The 19,589-nt window shown below is 52.8% G+C and carries 16 protein-coding genes; 1 reads left to right on the forward strand and 15 read right to left on the reverse strand.

Translation table 11 applies throughout. The features are described from left to right. Nucleotides 1-88 precede the first annotated feature (88 nt). Complete coding sequence (locus SACSAC_RS06060; RefSeq protein WP_037284563.1) at nucleotides 89-1,072, forward strand: hypothetical protein; 984 nt, start codon at nucleotides 89-91, stop codon at nucleotides 1,070-1,072. Between the two features lie 111 nt (nucleotides 1,073-1,183). Here SACSAC_RS06060 and SACSAC_RS06065 read toward each other — a convergent pair whose 3' ends face one another. The 15 genes from SACSAC_RS06065 to SACSAC_RS06140 all read right to left on the reverse strand — a co-directional run bounded on the left by SACSAC_RS06065 (nucleotide 1,184) and on the right by SACSAC_RS06140 (nucleotide 19,508). Further along, nucleotides 1,184-2,905 (reverse strand): methyl-accepting chemotaxis protein, encoded by a 1,722-nt coding sequence (locus SACSAC_RS06065; RefSeq protein WP_037284565.1) that lies wholly within the window; start codon nucleotides 2,903-2,905, stop codon nucleotides 1,184-1,186. Between the two features lie 239 nt (nucleotides 2,906-3,144). Next, complete coding sequence (locus tag SACSAC_RS06070; protein ID WP_037284568.1) at nucleotides 3,145-4,527, reverse strand: amino acid permease; 1,383 nt, start codon at nucleotides 4,525-4,527, stop codon at nucleotides 3,145-3,147. A 336-nt stretch (nucleotides 4,528-4,863) separates the two neighbouring features. Beyond that, nucleotides 4,864-5,790, reverse strand: coding sequence for a nucleotidyl transferase AbiEii/AbiGii toxin family protein (locus SACSAC_RS06075; protein WP_245608588.1), 927 nt, complete (start codon nucleotides 5,788-5,790; stop codon nucleotides 4,864-4,866). A 4-nt stretch (nucleotides 5,791-5,794) separates the two neighbouring features. Then, nucleotides 5,795-6,616 carry a type IV toxin-antitoxin system AbiEi family antitoxin domain-containing protein gene (locus SACSAC_RS06080; protein ID WP_051506904.1) on the reverse strand — a complete coding sequence of 274 codons (822 nt, stop codon included), beginning with the start codon at nucleotides 6,614-6,616 and terminating at the stop codon, nucleotides 5,795-5,797. Between the two features lie 255 nt (nucleotides 6,617-6,871). Further along, the gene (locus tag SACSAC_RS06085; RefSeq protein WP_425414795.1) at nucleotides 6,872-7,288 is read right to left on the reverse strand and encodes an alpha/beta fold hydrolase; all 417 of its coding nucleotides are present in this window, start codon (nucleotides 7,286-7,288) and stop codon (nucleotides 6,872-6,874) included. Between the two features lie 158 nt (nucleotides 7,289-7,446). Continuing rightward, nucleotides 7,447-8,658, reverse strand: coding sequence for a Bcr/CflA family efflux MFS transporter (locus SACSAC_RS06090; protein ID WP_037284573.1), 1,212 nt, complete (start codon nucleotides 8,656-8,658; stop codon nucleotides 7,447-7,449). A gap of 449 nt (nucleotides 8,659-9,107) precedes the next feature. Further along, nucleotides 9,108-9,977, reverse strand: a complete 870-nt coding sequence (locus tag SACSAC_RS06100) for a carbohydrate ABC transporter permease (protein WP_084777935.1) — start codon at nucleotides 9,975-9,977, stop codon at nucleotides 9,108-9,110. Further along, nucleotides 9,974-10,861 (reverse strand): carbohydrate ABC transporter permease, encoded by an 888-nt coding sequence (locus SACSAC_RS06105; RefSeq protein ID WP_037284579.1) that lies wholly within the window; start codon nucleotides 10,859-10,861, stop codon nucleotides 9,974-9,976. Before SACSAC_RS06105 ends, SACSAC_RS06100 begins: the two co-directional genes overlap by 4 nt. A gap of 45 nt (nucleotides 10,862-10,906) precedes the next feature. Continuing rightward, complete coding sequence (locus SACSAC_RS06110; protein ID WP_037284582.1) at nucleotides 10,907-12,424, reverse strand: ABC transporter substrate-binding protein; 1,518 nt, start codon at nucleotides 12,422-12,424, stop codon at nucleotides 10,907-10,909. A 197-nt stretch (nucleotides 12,425-12,621) separates the two neighbouring features. Further along, complete coding sequence (locus SACSAC_RS06115) at nucleotides 12,622-14,334, reverse strand: alpha-glucosidase (protein WP_245608589.1); 1,713 nt, start codon at nucleotides 14,332-14,334, stop codon at nucleotides 12,622-12,624. A 242-nt stretch (nucleotides 14,335-14,576) separates the two neighbouring features. Then, a complete protein-coding gene (locus SACSAC_RS06120) occupies nucleotides 14,577-15,554 on the reverse strand; it encodes a LacI family DNA-binding transcriptional regulator (protein WP_037284586.1) in 978 nt (325 codons plus the stop codon). A gap of 69 nt (nucleotides 15,555-15,623) precedes the next feature. After that, nucleotides 15,624-16,382: an ABC transporter permease gene (locus SACSAC_RS06125; RefSeq protein WP_037284588.1), complete on the reverse strand. Its 759-nt coding sequence runs from the start codon at nucleotides 16,380-16,382 to the stop codon at nucleotides 15,624-15,626. Next, nucleotides 16,375-17,274: an ABC transporter ATP-binding protein gene (locus SACSAC_RS06130; RefSeq protein ID WP_037284591.1), complete on the reverse strand. Its 900-nt coding sequence runs from the start codon at nucleotides 17,272-17,274 to the stop codon at nucleotides 16,375-16,377. The genes SACSAC_RS06125 and SACSAC_RS06130 overlap by 8 nt, the downstream gene beginning before the upstream one ends. Before the next feature lie 219 nt (nucleotides 17,275-17,493). Beyond that, nucleotides 17,494-18,216: a LytR/AlgR family response regulator transcription factor gene (locus tag SACSAC_RS06135; RefSeq protein WP_037284594.1), complete on the reverse strand. Its 723-nt coding sequence runs from the start codon at nucleotides 18,214-18,216 to the stop codon at nucleotides 17,494-17,496. 11 nt (nucleotides 18,217-18,227) lie between these two features. Then, nucleotides 18,228-19,508, reverse strand: a complete 1,281-nt coding sequence (locus tag SACSAC_RS06140; protein WP_051506906.1) for a sensor histidine kinase — start codon at nucleotides 19,506-19,508, stop codon at nucleotides 18,228-18,230. Nucleotides 19,509-19,589 lie beyond the last annotated feature (81 nt).

The raw sequence follows: 19,589 nt of genomic DNA on the forward strand, positions 1-19,589 counted from the left end.
ACATAGCATACCGCGAATGGAAATGTTACCCTAATAGTCGGTAACTCTCTATACATAACAGAAAGAAACGCACAGGAGGGATTTTGAAATGGCTTTTTGCACGAACTGCGGGACGGAGATTCAGACTGGAGAAATTCACGTCTGCCCGCTTGATCCAAAAGAATCGCGCACGTCGGACGAGCACATAGGCGGAGTATCGCTTGAAAAACATTCAGCGGAAGGGCCTAGGGAAGAAGCGGCTCTACCGTTCCATGCAACTCATGCTGCATCCCCTACGCCCGCAATGCCTGCACCGTTACCGATGGTTGCTCAACCCGTAACTGAAGGTCCTTCCGGACAAGCAGGACAACCGGGTCAACCCGGACAGCCCGGCGCGGCCGCCGCAACGGCTTCGCGTTTTGCCGAAGCGGCAAAAGGCGAGTGGAACAAGCTGGATACGGGAAAACTGCTCGGCTTGTTGAAAAACCCTTTGTCAGCTCTTCGTTTGCGCGGAGATTCGGATCTCATGCTCGGGATCTTCGGGATCGTGTCTCCCATTCTGGGTTTCCTGATCTGGGCCTGGGCGTTGAAGCGCAGCATCGTGAACAGCGTTGCCGGCGGACTGTCGGATATCGGATTTTTCGGTGACGATCTCGGAGCGTTATCGGGCACGTTAAGCAGCCGAATGACGATCGTGGGCCCTTTGTTCGCCGCTTCGATCGTTTCGGTTATCGTCTTGCTGGCTGCGGCTTACGTGCTCGGGAATTGGCGCGGACAAGAAAAACAATCTTCGCGCGACGGCATGGTCCGCCTTGGCGGCGTGCAGCTATTCGCGGGGGCCGTATTCCTGATTAGTGCCCTGCTGGTCTTCATCTCGCCGTCCCTTTCCATGCTGCTGCTGACCGGAACGATGCTGCTGGCCTTCGTATACACGCAATATGCGGCGATTCGGATGTTCCGAATTCCGGAAGAGCGGGTTTCCCTGTTCTTGGCATTGACGGTTGCGATTCAACTGATCGCGATGGCAATCATCCTGGGCAGCTTTTCTTCTCAACTGGCCGATGGTTTGGAGCGGGTGATTGGCGGGTTCTGATCGCTCGCTCACTCATAAAAAGGAAGGAGCGCTATGATGGCGCTCCTTCCTTTCGTTTGCCCTCGAAAGTTACATTACACATAACCTTCTCGACAATGTGAACGGCCTTTCTTACAACTTGAACTTCTTGACCGAACTTGCCAAGGTCTCGATGCCTTGCTTCGAAGCGCGCACTCCGCTCAGCACATCCGAAGCATTTTCGGCAGCCAGGCTGGCTTTTTCCGCGATGGTTCCCGTGCCGCTTGCGCCTTCCCCGGCGGACATCGCGATCTCGTCCGTGGACTTGACCAGGCTTTCCATCGAAGCCAGCAGTTCTTCTGTCGTTGCGCTTAGATCCGTCGACAAGGCTTCGGTGTCTCCGGCGCCTTCCGCGTATTCCTCGGAGGCTTTGAGCATCAGGGCGTAATCGCCTTGCACGCTGCCCGCAAAGAACTCCAGCAAGCTCTCCGAGTTGGTCTTCAGGCTTCCCACGGAACGCAGTACCGCTCCTGTCACTTCCTGAATTTCGTCCGCAGCTTGCTTGGAATCTTCCGCAAGCTTGCGAATTTCGGCAGCAACTACGGCAAAGCCCCGTCCTGCCTCGCCCGCTCTTGCCGCTTCGATCGAAGCGTTCAGCGACAGCAGATTGGTTTGTGCGGTAATTTGGAGGATCGACTCGGCAAGCAGCGTGATGCGTTCAACCGCGCGTGACTCTTCCATCGCCAGTTCCAGATTGCCTTTAACCTCTTCGTAAGAAGCCGTTCCTTCGCGGTACGACTGTTGGAACGTGGATTTCAACTCGGCTGCGCGAATGCTGAGGCGTTCCGACGAACGCGCGCCTTCCTGCGCTTTCATGGCGATCGATTCGAGCGCTCGACCGATCTCGGCCGACGTCTCGCTCATGCTCAGCGTCGAAGACGAAGTCTCTTCCATTCCCGCCGACAACTGCTCGGTCGTGGCGGAAATGTCCTGCACGCTGTCGTCCAGTTCGGCCATCCGGCCCGCTACGCTGTCCATGACTTGTTCGATGCCGTGACTTTCGCGCTGCACATCCTCGATGATAACCCGGAATTCTTTGCGAGCTTCGGCTTCCGAACGGATCAGCAGGGCAAACTCGTCTTTTTCCTCCAAAAACCGCTCGTATGTCGGGTCATACTTCAAATCCAGTTCAGCCGTCTTGCGAATCAAACTGACCGCAACCTGCGTACGTTGGCGCACATTGCGAATCACGATTGCGCCGACCACGGCGGACACGGCCAGCGCCGCGGCCAAGCCGATCCACAACGTCCGTTGAATTTGAAGCTGGTAGGCCAAACTGTCGGCGATGATATCGTTGCTGTACGTATCGAGAATTTCTTCGATCTGATTGATATCGTCGCGCGCGGCATCGAATTGTTCCATCGTTCCGCCTTGCGCGTCCGCTTTCCAAGCTGCGAATTGAATCTTGAAGTCGTCAAACAATTCAAACGCGGTTTTGCCGGAATCCGGATGTTTATAACCTTCAATACGTTCCGGATGCGCCTTCATGATCGTCTCGGCTTTCAATACGCGCTCTTCCGTCTGCGCGACGTTTTCGTCAAAGTCGGCTTTGAGGTCGGTCAGCGCTTGGCCCGAAGCCGTTGCCATGCTCTGCTGCTCCGTCAGTGCTTGGTAAAAGTCGCGATCGGCGTTCAGCAGCCAAGTGACGCTTTGGTGAGATTCATTATAGAGGCGTTCAATCAATCGGTCAGACAGGCGCGACACGAGATTGACCGACAATGCAGACAGCAGGATAAGCGCGATCAACGGCGGCACAAGCGGCAGCAGCATCTTGAAGCTAAGAGGTACATTGTTAAAGCGCAGCCATTTGAACATATGGATCATCCTTCCGGTTAAAAGATCTTATTTCTACTTATCGGCATTTTCCGACAATTGTGAATAGGTCTTTTTCCGGAAATTTCTATTTTTTCGAAAAATATCGGACGATTCGTTATATTTTCGACATATATCGACTTTTAATAGCAAAAAAGCGAAACCGACGCCGAAGCGCAGTTTCGCTTTTTTCGATTTTCCGGTTGAGAAAACTCTCCGGTTCGGGGTGTCGGGACAGCTTTTTACTTGGGGGAATCTCCGTGCGCATTCGTCGACTTTTTCCCGATCCCGAACAGATAGTAGACGGCAAACATAATCAAAATGAATGCCGCGCCCACCCCGAGCGGGATACGCGTATCCGTGTTGATGACCATGCCGACCAGTACCAACAGCAGGAATACGATAACGAAGTAATTCGCCGCCGGGAAAAACAAAGACTTGAACGGATGGCTGTCCATCTCGCTCGCATGTTCGCGGCGGAACCGGAATTGTCCGATCGCCATCGCGAACCACGGTACCATGCCCGGCAGGATGCTGGCGCTGTAGATATACAGGAACAGCTTGGAATCCGGCATCAGATAGTTGAGCAACACGCCGATCAGCAGCAAAGCGATCGTGGTCATGATACTGTTGCGCGGCACGCCGCTTTTGGAAATTTTGCCGAAGAACTTCGGCGCTTGGCCGTTCTCCGCCAGCGTGAACAGCATGCGTCCCGCGCTGTAAATCCCGCTGTTGCAGCCGGACATCGCCGCCGTCAGTACGACGAAGTTGATGATGCCAGCCGCTGCGACAATACCGACTTTGGCGAAGGTCAGTACGAACGGGCTGCCGGTGACGCCGACTTCGTTCCACGGATAGATGGTCACGATCACGAAGATCGCGCCGACGTAGAATACGAGAATCCGCCATACGATATTTTTGATCGCGCGGCGCAATGTCACTTTCGGATTCTCCGCTTCGCCGGCCGTGATCCCGATCATCTCGATGCCCTGGTAAGCGGCGGTGACGATACAGAGCGCGAACAGGAAGCCTTTCAACCCGCCCGCGAAAAATCCGCCGTGTTCATACAGATTCGCGAAGCCGATCGGAACGCCGCCGTTGCCCCATCCGAAGAAGATCAGGCCCGTGCCGAGAATCAGCATGGCGACGATCGCGACAACCTTGATCATGGCGAACCAGAACTCGAACTCGCCGTAGAACTTCACCGCCGCCATATTCGCCGCCGCGATAATCCCCACGCCGACCAGAGCCGGAATCCACTGCGGGATGTCCGGGTACCAGTAACCGAAGTAGATCCCGATCGCGGTTACTTCGGACATGCCGACTGTTACCCACAGGAACCAATAACTCCAAGCCGTCAGATAACCCGCGACCGGATGGATATATTTATGGGCGAACGTGGCAAAAGATCCCGTGACCGGCTCGGCAATCAGCATCTCTCCCATAATTCGCATGACAAGGAACATCACCAGTCCCGCCAGCATGTACGCCAGCAGCACCGACGGTCCCGCCCACTGTATCGTGCTTGAGGACCCCATGAACAGGCCGACCCCTATGGTTCCTCCCAACGCGATCAGCTCGATATGCCGGGCTTTAAGCCCCCGGCTTAATTGTTTCTCTTCCACAACCAACGCCTCCAAAATTTTCACCGTTTCTTATTTTTCATGTGGATCGGCTCTGCTGCGCATCCAACGTCAAATTCATCTTACGTTAAAGCGTCGCAGAATCGCACCAGCAAATTCTATGCCAATCGTTTTGAAAAGACAACAGGAAATCTCACGGCTCTGACATGTCTACGGTATGTTCGGAGGACTGTAGTACGCCTATGAAGGACAAACATTCATTGCAAAAGAAAAAAGATCAAGCCTGTGCGGAAAAGCCTTCAGAGACAGTGTCCCGTTAAAAAGGACAAAAAAAGATTGTGATTTTTCGTGAAATGAAAAGTCACAATCTTTTTTCGCTTATGATTCAGGCAAATCCCATTTTAAAGAACTGCAATCCCAGTTTCCCGAAAAGTCCGTTCCATTTCGAATCGCTGAGTAAATAGGCATTAGAAAATCTTCAATTCTGCTCACTACACCATCAAAAGGGAGGTCGTCTGACGATAGTTGTTGGGTTTTCAAGAAGGAACTCCACATTCTAATCCGCTTTGCATCCTCTACAAAACTGGTTTGGAAGATAACAGACTCTTCTTCAATAGGGGTCTGTCTGCGACCAAAAGTTTCCGAGACCGCTCGATGTAAAAGATGTCCGTCAAAAGAGAATCGCTCTGCCAATGTGTAGACATCAAAGAAATCCTTCATTCGGCTATTGATAACGGACAACGAAATCATAGCTTCAAACTTTTCAGCAACTACTGAATCATTCGTATAAACGACAATTTTGGGCGAATCCATGGTAGACAGTAATGTCGGAAAGTCAATTTCTTGGGGGTTAGGCACAATCGCATCCCCAAACCTAATATCCAACTGTAGCGTCTCCTTCATCTTCCCCAATAAACAAGGAATCTTTATACGTACACCTTCATACTCGGAGTCTTCTTTGATGGTCACGGCAGTCATCTTTTCCAGCTCAAATACAATCCCGTCCTCACCGTCATCCGGCTGTATTTCACAAATCAAAGATATAATTTCTAGCATTTTCGCTGAATCTTGAGCTAGGCGACGTCCGGAAAAATCCATGTCCCTTGTAGGTCTAGATTTGAATTGAGTTACGGAGTATAAGTAGAGGCCGCCTTTCAAGATGAAATTTTCTTTGTAATCGGATAAAGACAGTCTTTTCAAAAAGCGTTCTTGGAAATAAAGAATTGTGATTAAATTGAATGGCTTATAATTGGCTCTGGCTACATTTTTCAACCGCTCAATGATTGAAGCAGAAATGTTCGACACCACTCTACAACACCTCAAAGTAACGACTTAGGATATTTTTTACACGAAGTTTTTCTGCATATTGAAAAAGCTTTGTGTAATTTTTCTTGCTGCTCTCCGCATAATTATTCAAGCTTTCCTTCAACACATTTGCATCAAAACGCTCCCGATATTTGACAATATCACAAATGGTGCGTTCTCGATCATACACCCTCACTCGGAAGTCCCCTCTTTGTTCACTCAAAAGACCGAGATCAAAAGTTTTATCGTCATAAGAGAACATTTTCACAGGTAAATAATCCGGGGGTGTTAGCTTTTTTCGAACTTTTCTTGACATTGCGATCTGATATTCACTGGGCGTATACGTCGTTAACTCATGGTGAGCCAGTGCGGAATACAAACATAAAACACCTTCCGGAATTAAAAGGGACACTTCGACCCATTCATCAAGTTGATCGTAGGCAGATTTAAGCGCATAAATTCGGCGGTTTATCGCTACGATTTCACCTTGCTCCTCCAGCTTTTTAATTTTGTAGCGACTAATCGCATTTTTTTGAAGCACATCCATAGAGAGAATCCCATTATGGCTTTTAAAAAATTGAATGATCTGCTGATAGTCTCTTGGCTTAGCTACAGAATTGTTTGTCTTTGAATCTATAGTGTGAATTAAATCTTCGATTCGAGTAATGTTCCGATTGGAATGAATAAGCTCAAAAAAATAAGGTTCATCTACACCCAAACTGTCACAGAGTTCTATGAATTTTTTTTTAGCAGGTGAGGAATCTATCGTTTTCACCTCTTTCATCATTTTTATTTTAAATACACACAATTCAATAAGTGTGATCATTTATTTAAAAATAATCATTAAAACACTGACTTATTTCAATTTAATCATACACTTTTTAAAAAATGAGCGCAAAAATCAAAATTTTATCTTAGCTACTTCCAAAACGATTCAGCACGTTCAATCCACTCTTCCGGACGATGCACGCTAAGTTCTCCATGGCCGTAGCCGGGAAGTTCGAGCCATCGACAGTCTGGCATGGAGCCGCATAGTAGCATGGCGGAAGGATTTGATTTCTTGCAGGTACATGCGTAGGGTCTATTCCGGCATGCGGTGCTCGGGAGCGATGCTGCGGTTGCTTAATCTTCCGAGCACACCGGTACGTTCGATGGCCCATTTGAGAGGATGCAAAGGTCGGGCGTATCGCAGCATGGTTGGCTGCGGAATCCAGCACGAGCCGTCGATAATCGCAAAGTCGTCTACATGCTCACGGCGGCTCAATAGTTCGACCACGATCTGGCCGCCTAACGAAACGCCACAAAGCGCGAACAGCATACCGTTGTGATGCTCGTCGATATAGGCTAACAGGCCGTTTGCCGACTGTTCGGTAGATGAATAGATTGTCGTTTCGCCGCCATGACCGTCCAGAATCGGCAAAGTGACATGATAGCGGTCTTGTAAAAGTTCAGCTTGAAGCAAATAGGCTCCGGCCCAAGATATACCGTGGATTAGCATAATGGCAGGGTGGGCGGGGTCACCGTAGGTTCAAAATTTCATCGGGGTTCCTCCTCGGTTTAGCAGTTGATGAATCGTTACTTCGGACGCAATTCCTGCATAAAAAAACAAAACTTCTGCCTGGATCGGAGTCCATGCAGAAGTAATAATAGTGAGACTTACGATTTGATCTCTTCTTTGTCCGGCCGTGTCATAATGAAAAATGCAGCCGCGCCGATCAAAGCCGTCACGAACAGGATCGCGCCCATCGGGACAGGCGTCGTCTCGTCCAATCCGACGAGCGGCGATACGATCGAGCCGATCAGCAGCGGGAACAGTCCCAGTACCGCGCTCGCGCTGCCGGCCCGATGGCCTTGGCGCGCGATGGCGAGCGTGAACGTGCTGGTTGCCGTGATCCCGATCGTGATCATATAGATGAAGAGCGGCACGACGATCGTGTATAGAGGCCCTTGGATGATCGAAGCGATCAGCAGCACCAACGTGGCGCTTGCCGCCGTAATGACGCCGATCCGAAGCAGATTCCGCTCGGGCACGAAGCTGCTGAAGCGCCCGATAATGAAGCTGCCCGCGATAATCGCGATACCGTTAATGCCGAACAAGATACTGAATGCCTGCGGCGATACGCCGTAAATATCCTGATACACGAACGGCGTGCCGGACACGTAAGCGAAGCTGCCGCCGTGGATAAACCCGAGCGTTAGGGCATAGCCCATAAACGATCGGTCTTTCATCAGACTGCCCATGGTGCGTAGAGAATGACCAATGGAGCTTGGCTGTCTTTTTTCCGGCGGCAACGTTTCTTTCAGTCTGAAGCCGACGATGAGCAAAATGATGAAGCCGAGCAATCCGAGTACGTAGAAAATGGTGTGCCAACTTGATCCCGGCAGCAGCAGCACGGCTCCGCCGATGATCGGGGCCAACAGCGGCGCGACGGCGTTGATGACCATCAGCAGCGAGAAGAATTGCGTCAGTTCGCGGCCGCTGAACACGTCGCGCACGACGGCCCGGGACAGCACGATGCCGCCCGAAGCGGTCAGACCTTGCAGGAAACGGGCAGCGATCAGCATCTCGATGCTGGTCGACAGCGCGCACATGACCGAAGATGCGGCGAATAGCAGCAGAGAGATCAGCAGCGGGCCGCGTCGTCCGCGAGCGTCGCTGATCGGGCCGACGATGATCTGACCGATCGCAAGACCGATCAGGCAGGCGGTGAGACTGAGCTGCACGAGCGAAGCTTGCGCGCCCAGATCGGAAGCAATCCCGGGGAAGCTGGGCAGGTACATATCGATGTTGAGCGGACCGAGAATGCCGAGCGTGGACAGCAGCAGCGCAAGTCCGAGCCGCTCGCGGCCCGTGGGGTTATGCAGCATGGTTGAATGGTTCTCCTTTTTCGTACAAGCGATGTATATTCATAGAAGAAATTGTATAAGCCACGCAAAAGGGTGTCAACGACGCATGTCCTTTTTCGACAAAAAAGTTACGCCCGTCCGCAAAAAAGATATCCCGGCCATCGAACAAACGAATCTCTATGCCCCTCCGCGTCAATCGTATGCAACACAATCAGCAAATCCCTTTTCGCCGCTCAGATGTTTCCGCTCTCTTCCTTCCATACAAAAAGACCTCTCTATAAAAAAGAAAGGTCTACAGATCTATCAACTCCAACCTACCTGGAAGCGAGAAGACGGAGAGAGAAATTCAGTGAAGGAGCAATAGCGTTCGCCTTTGAAATCGGGAAAATACAACTAAAAGTATAATCTCTTTTCCCGATTTCAACACGCGACCGGAACGAATTTCTCTCGGAGTCTTCTCGCTTCTCCCCTCATTTTACCGCCCCCTCCGTCACCCCTTTAATGAAGTACTTTTGCAGGAACAAATACAGCACGATAATCGGAATAATCGACACCAACACCGCCGGGAAGATCAGTTCCCACGGATTGCTGAATTGGCCGGACAGCATTTTGGCGTAATACAGTTCCAGCGTCAGCGTTTTGTATTCGGCATTGCCCAACACGAGAAACGGCAGCAGGTAATCGTTCCAGATCCAGAGCGAATTCAAGATGATGACGGTGACCGTGATCGGCTTGACGAGCGGGAAGACCACTTTGAAAAACAATCCCAGTATGCCCGACCCATCGATCAGCGCCGCTTCTTCGAGCGCCAGCGGCACGCCGCGGAAAAAGCCGTGGTACAAAAACACCGACATGCCGAGTCCGAAACCGCCGTACATCAAGATGAGTCCCGGCAGGTTTTTAAGCCCCAGCGTCTCGAACTCGTGAATCAGCGGATACATGACCGATTGGAACGGAACGAGCATCGCCGCCGTCAGGCCCAGCAGCACGATCCGGCTCGCCGGCGAATCGTTGCGCACCAGCATCCATGACAACATGGACGCGCAAAATACGATTAACGCGACGGACAGCACCGTGATGCCGGCCGTGATGAACACCGCCTGCCCGAAATGGATCTGCCGCATCGCGTCGGACACGTAAGCGGCGGACCAACTTCTCGGCAGCGCCATCGGCTCGGCGACGATTGCGCCCTGATCCTTGAACGAGTTGACGAACAAAAACAGCAGCGGGAATAATGTGGTTAGCGCCGAGATAATCAATATAAGGAACACGGCGATTTTACCCGGACGAAGCTTGAGCGAAGAGCGACCGGCTGCGGTCGTTGCGGCGGCGCGGGTCATGCGTCCACCTCCTTTTTCTTCGTGATATACACTTGCGCAAGTCCGATGATCGCGACCAGTACGAAGAACACGACGGCTTGCGCCTGCGCTTGCCCGTAATCCGGCGGCTGCGTGTAACGGACGGTCCGCAGGATTTGCAGCGACAGCATGGACGTGTTGAACGAACCGTTGGTGAGCGCGACGTTCTGGTCAAGCAGCTTGAGGCAACCCGCCAGCGTTAGGAACAACACAATCGTGACGGAAGGCATCAGCATCGGCAAAGTGATATAACGGAATCTTTTCCACCCTCCCGCTCCGTCGAGCGCTCCGGCTTCGTACAGGTCGCGCGGGATATTGTTGAGTCCGGCCACGAAAATGATCATCATGTACCCCGCCATCTGCCAAGTGACCATAATGACGAGCGCGAACAGGTTTTTCGTCGTATCCTGCGTCATATTGGTCAGGAACGGAATATTCAGCCCGTTTTCGCCGAACAGCAGCGTGAACACGTTTTGGAAAATGAACTGCCACACGAAGCCCAGCGCAAGACCGCCGAGCAGGTTGGGCAGGAAAAAGATCGTGCGGAACGCACCGACGCGTTTGCCCGCGAAATCGAGCATCAACGCCAGCAGCAATGCGGCGACGCTGACGACAACGACGGCGATCGCGGTGAATTGCAGCGTATAGACCAGCGCGTGCACAAATTGCCGGCTTTGAAAAATGCGCGCGTAATTGTCCAGCCCGACGAACGACGTCCAGACGCTGCCGCCGACGAAATACGTGCCGCGCCAAGCCGTGAACGAGTACAGCAGGCCGATCAGGAACGGCACCAGCACCACGGCTGCGAACAGGATCAAGCCGGGCAAAGCCAGCGGCCAAAACCATTTTTTATAATAACCCCTCATCCTTAACAGCCTCCCGTAAACTCAAGCTTCGAAACCGACCGCCGATCAATACATCACGTCTTTCCAGCCTTGCACCGCTTCGCGCGCGATTGTCTTGTAATCGTCCGCCGTCCAGGCGCCCGCGCGGTTGTAGTACCGTTCCTGAAGGATCGATCCGAGCACTTCCTGCCCCCAGTAACCGCCTCCGGCGGGCGAACCGTTGAACGGATTCGACAGCGTGTCGCCGTCCAGCTTGTATTGAATCAGCGAATTGTTCAGCTCGTTGTCGAATTGGACCGTATCGTCGACGTTGTACGGAATAAACTGAAAGTCTTCGACGATCGCCGCCCGCCCTTCTTTGCTGGTATTGAGCCACACGAGAAACTGCTGCGCCAACTCCTGCTCGAGCTTCGTCACTTTGGCGTTGATGGCGTAATACGAAGGTACGAACTCCGGCACGGAACGGTTGAACTTCTCGACCGTCAGGCCGTCGACTTGGATATCGCTTTGCTCCAGAGGCAGCTTGATCGGCAAGAACGTCAGCGTCGGCAAAATGTCCGTGTTCAGCTTGGCGATATTCGGATACACCCAGTTGCCTTGCTTGAGAAAAAGAGCTTTGCCGCTTGAAAACAATTGCACCGACACATCGTAACTAGCCGTCGTCGAGTTGATGTATGAAGGGCCGCGCTCCATAGGTCCGTCCGGTCCTGCGGCGTGCGTCGAGTACAGATCGAGCGTCCGCGCCAGCTTCGCAAGCGGCGCTTGCAGTTCGTCGACCTGTTCTTCCGTCGCGGTTCGGGCCGCCACGGCGCTGCCGAATACCGCGTTCAGCGCCATATTGCCCATATGGTCGCCGTACGTCCATTTTTCCGCGCCCGCTTCGGCGAACACGCCGGTCAACTGCGAGGTCAGCTCCGTTTTTTGCGCGACGAACGCGTAGGATCGGCCGTTCAGTTTAACGCTCGGTGCCGCTCCGGTCGCGATATAATCGCCGACCGCTTTCACCAGTGTCTCGAACTCGTCGTACGTGGCCGCTTTGAAATCGTTGAGGAACGGCTGCGTCTGATCGGCGCCGAACAAGTCGCGCACCATCCGCGTATCGACGATCAGCCCGTAGCCTTCGATATTGTACGGGATGCCGTAATTTTGCGTCCCGTCCACGCTGAGCCGTAGCGCTTCCGGCACGTCTTGTGCAAGCGCCTTCAATTCCGGGTCCGAAGCGTCGTTCAGATCGAGGATCGCGCCGCTTTCGGCCCATTCCGTCACGCCGCCGATATTGGTGGAAAAAATAGCCGGGCGTCCGCCCGAATTCATTTCGGCCCGCAGCGTTTCGGCGCTGTCGGTCGTGCCGAGCGAGAACACTTTGACCGTCAAGCCGGTTTCCTGTTCGTAACGGTCGACGACTTTGTCCAACGCCTCCGCGTTTTCCGTTTTGCCGTTGAAGATATAAAAGTCGTAATCGGTCGGCGCTTTCGCTTCGCGGCTGCCGCAGCCCGAAAGCAGCGAAGCGCCGAGCGTCAATACAGCGGCGGCGACGGTCCATTTTTTGCCGGCGCGGTGCCGGTTTCGGCTGTTTACGTTCATGCCTATTCTCCTTTTTCCGGGCCGCCTGCTTCGAAAGCCGACGCCCGGATCTCGATTCATGCGAAGCCGCGATAGTAATCCATCTGCTGTTGGTACGAAGCGGGAACGCAGGCGCGAGTCATATTCGGCGCACGCGTCCGGTTACGTCTGCCGCGTTCCGTTTCAAGATTTTCGCGCGTATACGATCTCGTAAGATTTTACGATTCGATCAGTACGACGGAGCGGTATGACGCAAGTCGCAGCGAAGCGTTCGGCGTCGATTCGGCTTCGCCGTTCGCGAACAGGATGCGGCGATCCGCCGACGCGCCGAAATCAAGCATCAGCTCGCCGCCGAAGTTGTTCAGCACCAGCAGCGTCTGCCCGTCCAAACGGCGCCGGTAAGCGATCAGGCCCGGATGTTCTTCATACGCCGGTTCGAAACTGCCGAACGCCAGAATATCGCCCCACAGACCGTTTTTTCGAAACGCGATCAGTTCTTTGTAAAACGTCCAGACCGATTCTTCGTCCGTTTGCGCCTGCTCCGCGTTCACGCTCGGATAATCGGGATGCAGCGGCATCCATGGCGTTCCCGTCGTGAATCCTGCGTTCGGTTCGGCGTTCCACGGGAACGGCGTGCGCGCATTGTCGCGGCCGTATTCGTTCAGCTCGCGCAGCATCTCTTCCGCCGAACGGCCTTGTTCCAATCCTTCATGCCATTGATTAAGCGCGGACACGTCGTAAAATTCGTCGATTCCGCCGCGGAATCCGTTGGTCATGCCCAGCTCTTGACCCTGATACACGAACGGCGAACCTTGCAGCAGCATGTACATCGTCGCCAAGCAGGTCACGCCGTCGCGATGATGGTTGGCTTTGTCCAAAAATTTGTCCGGTCCCCGCGCTTGATCGTGGTTTTCCAAAAAGATCGCGCTCCACCCGTACTTTTGCGTATGCAGCAGACTGTCGAACATCCGCTTGCGCCACGACGCGATCGAATCCGGTTCGTTTTTGAGCGGCACGTCTTTGTTATGATCCCAGTTGAAATCGAAAATCATCGAAAAGTGGCCGTCCGGTCCCGCGTATTCGGCAAACGTGTCCGGCGACACGCCGGGCGCTTCCGCTACCGTCACGCAATCGTACCGGGCGAACGTTTCGCGTTTCAGCTCGTCCAAAAACTCATGAATGCCCGGGTAGTTCTGGAAATGGTCGATCGGGTACAGTTTGCCGGGTTCCGCGGGGCGCGAAGCGAACGTCAGGTCTTTTTTGATAAACGTGATCGCGTCGACCCGGAAACCGCCTACGCCTTTGTCCAGCCAGTAATTGACCATGTCGTACAGTTGGCGGCGCAGCTTCGGATTTTCCCAATTGAGGTCCGGTTGTTCTTTGGCAAACGTATGCAAATACCAGCGGCCGTCTTGCGTTCGGGTCCAAGCCGGTCCGCCGAAAATGGAACGCCAGTTGTTCGGCGGCCGATCATTGTCGGTATCGCGGAAATAAAAGTACCCCGCTTCTTCGCTGTCCTGATGTTCAAGCGCGGTTTGGAACCACCGATGCCGATCCGAGCAGTGATTGATGACGAGATCGAGCAAAATTTTCATTCCGCGCTTGCCCGCTTCGGCGATCAGTTCGTCCAGATCGGCGTCGGTGCCGAAAATCGGATTGACGCTGCGGTAATCGGCCACGTCGTACCCGTTATCGATCATCGGTGAGTCAAAAATCGGGCAGATCCACAGCACGTCCACGCCGAGTTCGGCCAAATAGTCCAGTTTGCTTGTAATCCCTTTCAAATCTCCGATGCCGTCGCCGTTCTCGTCGTTGAAGCTTTGCGGGTAGATCTGGTAAAAGACCGCGCGCTTCCACCACTGCCGCTGCGAGGTCGCAAGCAGAGATTCCTTTTGCTCAAGTTGCTTATTCAACGTATTCATCGACTCCATCGCCACCTCCATGGAACTGTTCCATATTTGTGCAAAAAAATAATCTTCTAATCCGCTTCCCTTACGAGTGGAACTGTTCCATAAAGTCGTAAAAAAAATCAGTCCTGCCGACTTTCGCGTTACTCGTTCCCGATTACGCTGTGGAACAGTTCCATTGGAAATCAGAATACGCTCTTTTTCGGAAAAGGTCAATGGATTTGTGGAACTGTTTCTTAAAAAAATAAAACGGCAGGCGTCAACGATCAGGTCGTTGCGCCTCGCCGCAGCGTAACGGGCACCGTGACCGGCTCGTCGCCGACCGCTTGTCCGTTGATTTTTTTGAGCAGCACCGCTACCGTTTGACGCGCGATCGTCCGCACGTCCTGCACGATTACGGTCGGTTCGGCCGCGTTGAAGTCGGTCACGAACGTGCCGTCGTACGCGATGATTTTCAGCCGGCCCGGCACGTCGATGCCCAGTGAAGACGCGGCTTTGAAAAAAGCGGACGCTTGAAGATCGGACGCCAACACGCCGTCGACGTCGGAATGCGCGGCCAGCAGCTTTTTGGACAGCTTGAAGCACTTGGCGTAGTCGGTCGTATCGTCCCACGACACTTCGCGCCGCACCGTCTCCGCCCCGCCCGCTTGCAAATGCCGTTCCAACGCGAGGTCGCCTTCGTGCGATTGCAGCCGATGCCGTTGATCGCCGACGGTAAGCAGCACTTTGCGGCAGCCCGCTTCGAGAAAGGCCTGCGCCGCAAGCTCCCCGCCCTGCCGATGGTCCGAACTGACGACGGGAATGCCCGGCAGCACCCGGTCCAAAAACACGATCGGCTTTTCCAGTTTCGCGTAGCTTTCGTCCGGCAGCATCGCCGCGCCGTCGATCACGCCGTCGAATAGATTGCGTTCCAGCGTATCGAGATATTCACGCTCCCGCTGATGTTCGCCGCCCGTGCTGCACAGCATCATGTTATAGCCGAATTTGCGCAATTCCAGCTCCAGATGGTTCCACAGCGACGAGAAAAACGGATGGATCAAGCCCGGTGCGATCACGCCGATGATGCCCGTGCTTTGGCGGTACAGATTGCGTATCCACTGGTTGGGGACATAATCCAGCTCCGCCACTGCCGCTTTGATCTTTTCCCGCGTCTCGTCGGCCACGTACCCGCTGTTGTTCAGCGCTCTCGACACCGTGCTCGGCGCGACCTGCGCCAACCTTGCAACTTCCCTTATGCTTGCCATGATCTTGCTCCTTCCGCTCCGCGTGCGTTTTCCGCAATCGGGAACCAGTATAGCAGTTGGGGAAGCGTTTCACAACGTTCTGTTCAGCTTCTTTTGCACCCATACCCCCGCAACGATCAACGCAACCGACACCCCGAGCAAAATCGTCGCCTCTTTTCCATAATCGAGCAAACTTCCTGTCCCTGCCCACACTCCGCGCATCATCTCCAACCCGTACACGATCGGATTGAACAGATAGACGAACTTGCGCAGAAAATCAGGGAACATCTCGGGAGGGAACGTTAGGCCGCCGAGGAAGATCTGATAGTAGAACAGCAACTGCGAGACCGCCTGATACGTCACCGTTTTATGAATGATCGACGTCAGAGCATACACAAGCGCAAACTGATAAGCGTTGATAAGCAAAAAAACGACCGCGATTGCAGGCAGGCTTTGGTACGGAAGCGTAATTCCTTTTAACACGGAGGCAAACGCCACCAGCAGCACAGAAGCGGCAATCTGGAACAGGAAGGTCGCGATATACAGCCCCGACGATACCGTCAGTCCCGAAATGCCCAACAGCTTGAACTTCAATAAATTCCCTTGTTCTTTATACTGCAAAAAGGTCTGTCCGTAGATAACCAGCACGCCGTTGACGATAATGATCGGCAAGTAAGCGGGGATAAGCAAGTCGACAATCGGCGTCCCTTCGCCTACCGTATAACCGCCGAGCAAATTGCTGAAGATGAAAAACATCGCGATCGGCAGCGAAAATCCGAGGATCAGGCTTTTGGCATTGCGCATCAGCAGCTTGATCTGGTATCCCGAAAGCGCGATCAGATTATCCATGCGACATCTCTCCGTTCTTCACCAATGTATAGCCGAGCATGTTCAGAAACGCATCTTCGAACGTGTAATTTTTGATCGAAATATCGTATCCGCCCAACCCTTTCACTTTTCGATACACGTCTTCCTCGTCTTCCTCTTGATACTGGACGCATAACATTTCCCCGCGACCGGATAATTTACTGCCAAAAGAACGTCCGAAGGCTTCGCGGTCATCCGTGCGGAATTCGATTTTTTTGGCCCGGTCGAATTGTTCGCGCACGATATCCGATACCGTTCCGATCCGACTGACCTGCCCTTGGTCCAAAATCACTACCCGGTCCGCCAGATATTCCACTTCATCGAGAAAATGACTGGTCAGAATGATCGTTATTCCTTTTTCTTCATTCAAACGCTTGATGTAGTCCCAAGTTCGACGGCGAGCCATCGCATCCATTCCGGTAGACAATTCATCGAAAATGATCAACTCCGGCTCCCCGATCAGCGTCAGCAGAACGGACAACGATTGACGCTGACCGCCGGACAGATTTTTGATGTACAGATTACGGCTCTCCGTCAGTCCGAAGTCCGCAAGCAGCCGATCGAGATCGACGGAGCTTTTGAGAATTTTGCGATACAGCTTGCAGACCTCATGCACTTTGGCTTCTTTTTCATACGACGAAGATTGCATCTGGTAGCCGATCTTCCGGTACAACAACTTGCGGTCAAAGCCGTATTCGATCTCCCCCTCGTAATCCGTGAGATTCATGATCGAGTTGATCAGCGTCGTCTTGCCTGCCCCGTTATGTCCCAGCACCGCCACGATACTTCCGCGCTCCACGCTGAAACTGACATTATGTAAAGCCGCCTTTTCCCCGTATATCTTCGATAAATGATCCAGTCGAACCATGCTCATTCGATTCCCTCCCCGAATTCCCGATCTGCTCGTCAGTCGTTCTTATGGTTTCAGTATAGGACGGAAGGAAGCGGAAGCATTGTTTTGCTCGTAAACGAACGGTTTTTACTCCGAATCGTTCCGAGGCGTGTAGGCAAACTCAACAAAAAACGCCTCGCCTCCGTCACCTTACAGCAACGAAAGCAAAGCATTATCTGACTCTTTTCCTGCAAACTCCCGTTACCGAAAAGCTTTCAGCGCACGAATAGACACCAGACAGACCTCTTCGTTCACCATCTCGATCTCGCGCTTGGCGCGGTCGATGCTTTTGATGTTATCCCGATTCACGACGAACGATTTATGGCAGCGGTAAAAGCTTTCGCCCACCTCTTCCAGCTCTTTGATCGACCCGTAAAATTCGAGCTGGCTGTTGTCCATATGCAGCACGATCTTATGCGGAACCGGAGACGACTCGAAAAACATGATATCCCGGTGATCGATAGATCGGGTCTTTTCGCCGACTTTGACTTTAAAACGCTTCTGCTGCGGCCCGCCTTCGTTCAAATGACGCTTCTGCGCCACCTGAATACATTCGCGCACCCTGCGCTCGATCTCTTCCGGTTGATCCTTCACGATGTAATCCATCGCTTCCACTTTATAGATAAAGGTCAGATAAGAAAGCTCTCCGTGCGTAGTCACGAACACGATCTTACCCGAATCGTCGCGCTCCCGAATCTCGGAAGCCAGCGCGATCCCCGACATTTCATGCTTCAGATCGACGTCGAGAAAATACAATCCCGTCGTCTTTGGATGCTCCTCCAGATACGTCAGCACTTCGATCGGATTGTCCGCGCTCAGCGTCAATTCCATGTCGAGCGCTTCGATCATGATGTAATCGGCGACGATCTTTTCCAACCGTTCGCGCTGTTTCGGATCGTCTTCGCAGATCAATACGGACAACATGCTATCACCTTCTAAATATGATTAATGACGAGAATTTGCTTGAATACGCCTGGTTCGACGACCGTCTCCGATACGGCATTGGGAAGCTGTCCGATCAGCTCGGTCAAATTCGCAAGACCCAGTCCCCGATTGCTTCCTTTGGTCGAAAATCCGGCTTCCTTCAATTTGTGGACTCTCGGCAGATCGTCGCGGCAGTCGTTTTGCACGATGATATGGACCGCTTTGCGGTCTTGGATCATCCCCACCGTCATGCTTCCGCGCCGGATCTGCTGTAGTTCTTCGATCGCGTTATCCAGCAGAATACCGAGCGCGCGCACCAGCACGACCGAATCCGCAGCAATGACGCCGATCTCTTCTTTGGCTTCGAAAGTCGCGTCGATTCCCAGCTCTTGCGCCCGGATCAACTTGGCAGCCACGAGACTTTTGACTTCTTTGACCTTGATCCGGCTTAGATTCTCCAGCTTGAAATTATTGCTTTCCAGATGCTCGGAGGTGCGCTTCAGCTTTTCCCGGTAATACCGCTTGAGTCCGTCGAAATCTTCTTCTTGAATAAAAGCGTCGAGCGAAGACAGAATATTCTGATGATCGTGGCGGAATTTGCGAATCTCGGTGTACTGCCGTTCCAACTCGTCGGTATAGCGCTGCATGGTGCTGTATTCCGCTTCCTTTTGCTTGACCTCGTACGACTTGCGCAAAGACTGCGAATACACGAAGAAGGCCGCGAATGCGATCAACAAATATACCGCGAAAAAGAACAGATTGAGCTGGATCAGTTCGATCGTCTCGCCAATATACGCACTGAGGTAAATACATAGATAGTAGACAACAACCAGCATCGCGCCCAGATACACGATCATTCGTTTCAAACGATCGTCGAGGTTTCTTTTCCGACGAATGTGTTGTTTGAGACGACGCATACCCAAGCTGAACATCAGGCTGCATAGAGCTAAAAAGACTAAATAAACAAACATAAGCGTCTGACTTCCGAACGGGAAAAACGGTGTCGCAAGCAGCGTGATGACCGGATCGAGGAGCAGCATGCCCAATGCCCCGTACGAAATCCCTCCCAGTACACGCAGTGCATCGCGTTCGGACGTGTACAGAATCGCAAAAGAACCCAGCAGCATAAAAACAGAAACATAAACGCCGATCCATTGAAATAAAAAACCGCTGAATAGCGCGAATAGGATCGCGACCGCTTTATTTTTCGCAGACAACGTTCTGCTTTCGCTCACGATATGTCCCGAAGCCAACATAATCAGAAATTGAAGTCCTGCACCCACAAACATCATCCGTCATCATTCCTTATGTATTCTAGCGTGCCAAGCTCCGCAAAACTCACCTTGATCCGCAACCCTCTTTTTTTGATCGGA

Source organism: Saccharibacillus sacchari DSM 19268 (genome assembly GCF_000585395.1).
Lineage (GTDB): Bacteria > Bacillota > Bacilli > Paenibacillales > Paenibacillaceae > Saccharibacillus > Saccharibacillus sacchari.

Excerpts from the sequence above, each read along its gene's own strand:
- SACSAC_RS06140 (WP_051506906.1), bottom strand. The coding sequence starts at position 19,508 with ATGATGTTTGTGGGTGCAGGACTTCAATTTCTGATTATGTTGGCTTCG.
- SACSAC_RS06110 (WP_037284582.1), bottom strand. The coding sequence starts at position 12,424 with ATGAACGTAAACAGCCGAAACCGGCACCGCGCCGGCAAAAAATGGACC.
- SACSAC_RS06080 (WP_051506904.1), bottom strand. The coding sequence starts at position 6,616 with ATGATCACACTTATTGAATTGTGTGTATTTAAAATAAAAATGATGAAA.
- SACSAC_RS06115 (WP_245608589.1), bottom strand. The coding sequence starts at position 14,334 with ATGGAGTCGATGAATACGTTGAATAAGCAACTTGAGCAAAAGGAATCT.
- SACSAC_RS06120 (WP_037284586.1), bottom strand. The coding sequence starts at position 15,554 with ATGGCAAGCATAAGGGAAGTTGCAAGGTTGGCGCAGGTCGCGCCGAGC.
- SACSAC_RS06130 (WP_037284591.1), bottom strand. The coding sequence starts at position 17,274 with ATGAGCATGGTTCGACTGGATCATTTATCGAAGATATACGGGGAAAAG.
- SACSAC_RS06105 (WP_037284579.1), bottom strand. The coding sequence starts at position 10,861 with ATGAGGGGTTATTATAAAAAATGGTTTTGGCCGCTGGCTTTGCCCGGC.
- SACSAC_RS06090 (WP_037284573.1), bottom strand. The coding sequence starts at position 8,658 with ATGCTGCATAACCCCACGGGCCGCGAGCGGCTCGGACTTGCGCTGCTG.
- SACSAC_RS06100 (WP_084777935.1), bottom strand. The coding sequence starts at position 9,977 with ATGACCCGCGCCGCCGCAACGACCGCAGCCGGTCGCTCTTCGCTCAAG.
- SACSAC_RS06085 (WP_425414795.1), bottom strand. The coding sequence starts at position 7,288 with ATGCTAATCCACGGTATATCTTGGGCCGGAGCCTATTTGCTTCAAGCT.
- SACSAC_RS06060 (WP_037284563.1), top strand. The coding sequence starts at position 89 with ATGGCTTTTTGCACGAACTGCGGGACGGAGATTCAGACTGGAGAAATT.
- SACSAC_RS06125 (WP_037284588.1), bottom strand. The coding sequence starts at position 16,382 with ATGGATAATCTGATCGCGCTTTCGGGATACCAGATCAAGCTGCTGATG.
- SACSAC_RS06135 (WP_037284594.1), bottom strand. The coding sequence starts at position 18,216 with ATGTTGTCCGTATTGATCTGCGAAGACGATCCGAAACAGCGCGAACGG.
- SACSAC_RS06065 (WP_037284565.1), bottom strand. The coding sequence starts at position 2,905 with ATGTTCAAATGGCTGCGCTTTAACAATGTACCTCTTAGCTTCAAGATG.